Below are 4,443 nucleotides of genomic sequence, written 5' to 3'. Positions count from 1 at the left end.
TGCCCAGTTGGTGGTTGAAGGAGATAGCGAAGAATTGGCACTTACACTAAATGGAAGGAAAAAGAAACTAACCCGCAGGGATTTTGAAGCAGCTATGGAAAGGTTCGAACTTGATCAAAAAGTATTTGACAACATTTTCCTGCGTTTCAAAAAATCGATACCCAAATGGCATGCGTTTGTGGAAATAAGCTTTCTTCCGAGTAAAATGAAGGAAGCCTATCACGTAATGATTGATAAAAAAGCCAAACAGATAGGACTATAAAACCAAAGAAATGGAGGTCAGACATATAAGGAATACACCAAAAATAAACCCTTATTAGGATTGACAAGTTGGCCTAAGGTTTAAAACAACGCTTATTGCACATTTCGTTACCGACATAAGGTGAACTGAACATGAAGGGTTTAGTAAAAGTAGTTTAATTTCCGAACCCAAACCCTCTGTATACGCTTTAAAACAGATTATTTGTTGTTTTTTTAGAATTTTCTAAAATAATAGTTGCAACTCTCGTTTTTTTTTTTCAATTTAGGTACCATTAAATCAATGTTTTACTTCAAACTAAAAAAACATGAAGCAATGGACGAACAATTTAAGCAAGAAAATGGCAGCCTGTGGCGCTGTAGCAATTATGCTGGTGGCCGGCTGGCAATTTGGTGTTAGCGGTACGGAAGTGCCGTTTTCTGATAACGAAGTGGCTTTGGAGAATGCGATTGCGGGGAGTGGTAGTGGAGATGGGATATGTTGTGAGGTAGACATTATCTCTGATATATGTAAAACACAAGTATACCCGGTGTACAGGGAATACTATGGCAAGCCTTATTTTTGCTAGTTTAGTATGTATAGATCACCAGAACTAAAGAATCAAGTTCTGGTGATCCATTTTAATCAACAATGTAAAATACAAATGAACCCAACGCTCAAATACATTAAAGCATCAATTCTCGTTTTTTTATTACTAGCCTCGTGCACTAAAGATCCAAACGGTACTGATTTTAAAGACTATTTCTCCCAAACAGAAATAGTAGACGTTTATGGAGAGGAAATTTCACTTAACGTAGAAGGGAACCCCTTGAGCTTTATGTTTAATATGTCCTTTTATGACAGTCTAATTCTGGTCAACGAATTTCCAGATAGAGAATACACCTTTAAGCTTATCGATCTCCGGGACCATTCAGTGAAGCCTTTTGGCAAAAAAGGTGAAGGTCCAGACGAGCTTCTAAGCGATGGGTTTTCTTTTTCTTTTGACCATGAAAATGCCTCACTTTATCTATCTGATAATATTCATTACTATGTTTTTGATATAGAAGACGTTAAAAACGGTGTTCAAAAACCAAATGACAGGTTTACCATTGACCAAGAGGAGCAACGTTTTATGGGAAGCACGGTACATGTGAAGGGCTATATAGTTGGCAGCATGTACCATAAAAGATTCGGTGTTTATAATATCCAAAATAAGAAGTTCTTTAATAGCGAGGAATATGAGGGCGGTCCTTCCATGGCATTGGCGAACCAAGCATTTTATGTAAACCATCCTACAAAGGAAAAGGCAGTGTATTGTATGAGTAAAGTTCCGGAATTTGGCATAATTGAAATCCAAGAGCCTGATATTGAAATAACAAAATATTCCTGGGGAGCATCAAAGCTCGTAGTTGAAAATGGGAATGGAACCATGGCTGTGATGGAAAACGACGAGGTTACATTTGAATTTATGTCAGCTGCTGCAACTGAAGATTATATTTTCATCTTGTACAGTGGTGAAATGCCAGCAGACCGAACAAGAGAAGCCAGAGTAAAAGCAGCTTTGACAAATATGATTTATGTATTGGATTGGAACGGAAAGCCCTTAAAAAGGTATCAAACGGACAGGTACCTTAGATCAATAGCCATTGATGGCCACACCAACACCCTATATGGCTCAACATACGAAGAAAATCCGGGACTTATTTCCTATAAACTGAACGACATACAATGAAAAAGCTCTATTACATATGCTTAATAATGATCATTCATGTACAGTCGGTTAGTGCCCAAGATAATAGCCGGATTAAAACTTTTTTTCTACCAGCCAATAAACATAAGGTAGACATATCTACGGGCATAAATCCCATATCCAAACCGGTAAAACTAATCTCAGTAATTGATCAAAGTTCTGAAACCTTTAACAGAGAGCTGGAGGTTTGGCATGCATTTCTTCGGAGTGTAGACCTCGAGCATATAGGTTTTGTCTTTCTTGTTCGCCCCATAGTGGATATTGATAGCTTTAAAAAATTTTGGTTTGTTGACATGCAGATGAACTATCCCTTTTTTTACGATCAGTCGAACGAACTATTTATCTCGAATTCGATTACCAAGGTAAATTCAGGTCATACAATGGTTTTAGACCAGAATCACTCGGTAATTGTGGAAGGAGGAAGTATTGTAAACACCGATCGTTTTAACCTATATCGAAGTACTTTACATAACCTAACAACAGAGATGGGGATAAAAAAAGCGGTAAGAGGGGAGATTACCGAAGTGAAAAATGGGGTTGTAAAGTCCTTTTATAATTCAGATCCTGTTTATGTAACGGAAGATGGGGAGGTGCTTCCTACCAAACTAGCTAAGGAGTATATTATTTCCAGAAAGTTCATCATGCAAACTTCGCCCCTTACAGATACTGTTCGGTTGGTGAAGACTAATCGAAAGTAAGTAGGTTTGAACTCGGCTTGGATGGGTTTAAATTCCATCCAAACTCTCTATTGATATTTTCCCTTTATTTTCATCGCTATGGCCACTACTAAAAATTTACTTGTATTTTTTATTTTTGGTATCCTTTTTTCTTGTAGAAACGAACCTAGGGATTCACTGGACTGGATTATAGCATCCGCACTTTTTATCCTAAAGATATTCCTGAACCGAATTCTCTCCAAGGCAAAAAACTTAATCTTACAGCGTTGCTTAATCCTAACGCCATTCTATGGACGGGTAAATACCTCGTGGTAGGAGAACGTAAGGCATTGGATTATCACCTCCATTTTGTTGACCCCGAAAGGGAAATTTTAATCAAGACTATGGGAAAAGACGGTATGGGACCGGGAGAAATTGTTGCCGCATATCAGTTACAACGGGGAAAATCGGTGAATGAATGGTGGGTTTATGACCATAGTCAGAAATTGATGGCCTTATTTGATTTAGAAACAACAGGTGAACTATATAGAAAAGCTTTCCGTCAGCCACAAAATATGTATTTGGCTATTGATATGAGATGGTCTTCAGACTACTCCATAATGTGCCAACTGGCTGACGGAGATGACAAGTTTGTACTGTATGATACACTTGGAAACCAGCTTTCCACTTTTGGTAAATGGAGCCACATGCTGGAAAACCGTGAACTCCCGCCCAATGTGATCAAATCTGTTCATCAGGGCAATTCCTCCATAAGCCCAGATTACAAAAAGTATGTGCAGGTAGGGCTATTAAGAGATTATATTGAAATTCTGGATGTATCCAGTGGAACGATAACCTCTATTCGCGGGCCTGAACAGACGATGCCGGACTTTGAGGTAGACTATTCGGCCGGCTACCCGATGGCGAAGTTAACAGATCGGAGCAGGCCTTATTATTATACGTCTGTCGTGGCAGAAGAAGAATATATCTATGCCCTTTATTTTGGCAAGTCCGTGGATTTATTTTTTCAGGAGGGTGAGTTGTCCCGTGAAATCTTTGTGTTTGATTACGAAGGCAATCTAGTAAAAACCTATACCCTTGACCATGCCCTGTTTTCCCTAGCGGTAGACGAGGAGAACAAGCGTTTTTTTGGCATTTCATCAGATAAGGATCCGAATGTGGTGATATTTGACTATTAGGATTTTCTGTCGTCCGAGAACAAAAATGATCGGATTAATTTAATCTAAGAATATTACAAAATGCAGTCGAAGACGCATTTTTATACCCGATGGGGTATATTTTAATCAAAATTTGTATATTTATACCCGAACGGGTAAATTCTATATGAATGAATACAGGAAATAACTATGCTGCTTTACCCTTAAGCAGCTTTGTAAAAGCCAAGAGAAAGGAACTGGGGCTTACTCAACACGATTTGGCAGATAAAGCCGGCGTAGGTTTACGCTTTGTACGGGAATTGGAACGTGATAAACCATCCCTACAAAAGGATAAGGTAAACCAGGTATTGGTATTGTTTGGGTATGAACTCGGTCCGGTACCCATAAACCGCCATAAACTGATCCATGAGAAAGGCTAAAGTATTTATGCACAAAGATTGGAAAAGCACTGGTTCAATTTTCGACCAATCCCGGATTTGATATAATTAACTTCTTTGAGCAAGTGGTATTCTGTTTCCTTACCGGTAACAATGACATGCACCTGAAAAATTTTTCCCTATTTAAAAACCCAAAAAAGGGATACAACCTGAGTCCCGCCTATGACATGGTAGCTGCCCAGTT

Annotated in this window: 6 protein-coding genes and 1 pseudogene; all 7 read left to right on the top strand. The window is 38.7% G+C overall.

What is annotated here, in order from left to right; genetic code table 11:
* Window positions 1-262 (top strand): annotated as a pseudogene (locus IAQ59_RS21560) (type II toxin-antitoxin system HipA family toxin); the annotation flags it as partial.
* A 304-nt stretch (window positions 263-566) separates the two neighbouring features.
* Window positions 567-827: a hypothetical protein gene (locus IAQ59_RS21555; RefSeq protein WP_209332925.1), complete on the top strand. Its 261-nt coding sequence runs from the start codon at window positions 567-569 to the stop codon at window positions 825-827.
* Between the two features lie 75 nt (window positions 828-902).
* On the top strand, window positions 903-1,970 hold the full coding sequence (locus tag IAQ59_RS21550) for a BF3164 family lipoprotein (protein WP_209332924.1): 1,068 nt from the start codon (window positions 903-905) through the stop codon (window positions 1,968-1,970).
* Window positions 1,967-2,686: a hypothetical protein gene (locus tag IAQ59_RS21545; protein WP_209332923.1), complete on the top strand. Its 720-nt coding sequence runs from the start codon at window positions 1,967-1,969 to the stop codon at window positions 2,684-2,686. The genes IAQ59_RS21550 and IAQ59_RS21545 overlap by 4 nt, the downstream gene beginning before the upstream one ends.
* 245 nt (window positions 2,687-2,931) lie before the next feature.
* Window positions 2,932-3,843: a BF3164 family lipoprotein gene (locus tag IAQ59_RS21540; protein ID WP_209332922.1), complete on the top strand. Its 912-nt coding sequence runs from the start codon at window positions 2,932-2,934 to the stop codon at window positions 3,841-3,843.
* Between the two features lie 149 nt (window positions 3,844-3,992).
* Window positions 3,993-4,241, top strand: coding sequence for a helix-turn-helix transcriptional regulator (locus IAQ59_RS21535; RefSeq protein ID WP_209332921.1), 249 nt, complete (start codon window positions 3,993-3,995; stop codon window positions 4,239-4,241).
* A gap of 17 nt (window positions 4,242-4,258) precedes the next feature.
* A partial coding sequence (locus IAQ59_RS21530; protein ID WP_342450740.1) for a HipA domain-containing protein occupies window positions 4,259-4,443 on the top strand: 185 nt, incomplete at its 3' end.

Origin of the sequence: Lunatimonas salinarum, from assembly GCF_017811155.1 — a bacterium.
In the GTDB taxonomy this organism is placed as follows: Bacteria; Bacteroidota; Bacteroidia; order Cytophagales; family Cyclobacteriaceae; genus Lunatimonas; species Lunatimonas salinarum.
This window is presented reverse-complemented; position numbering and strand designations above follow the sequence as displayed.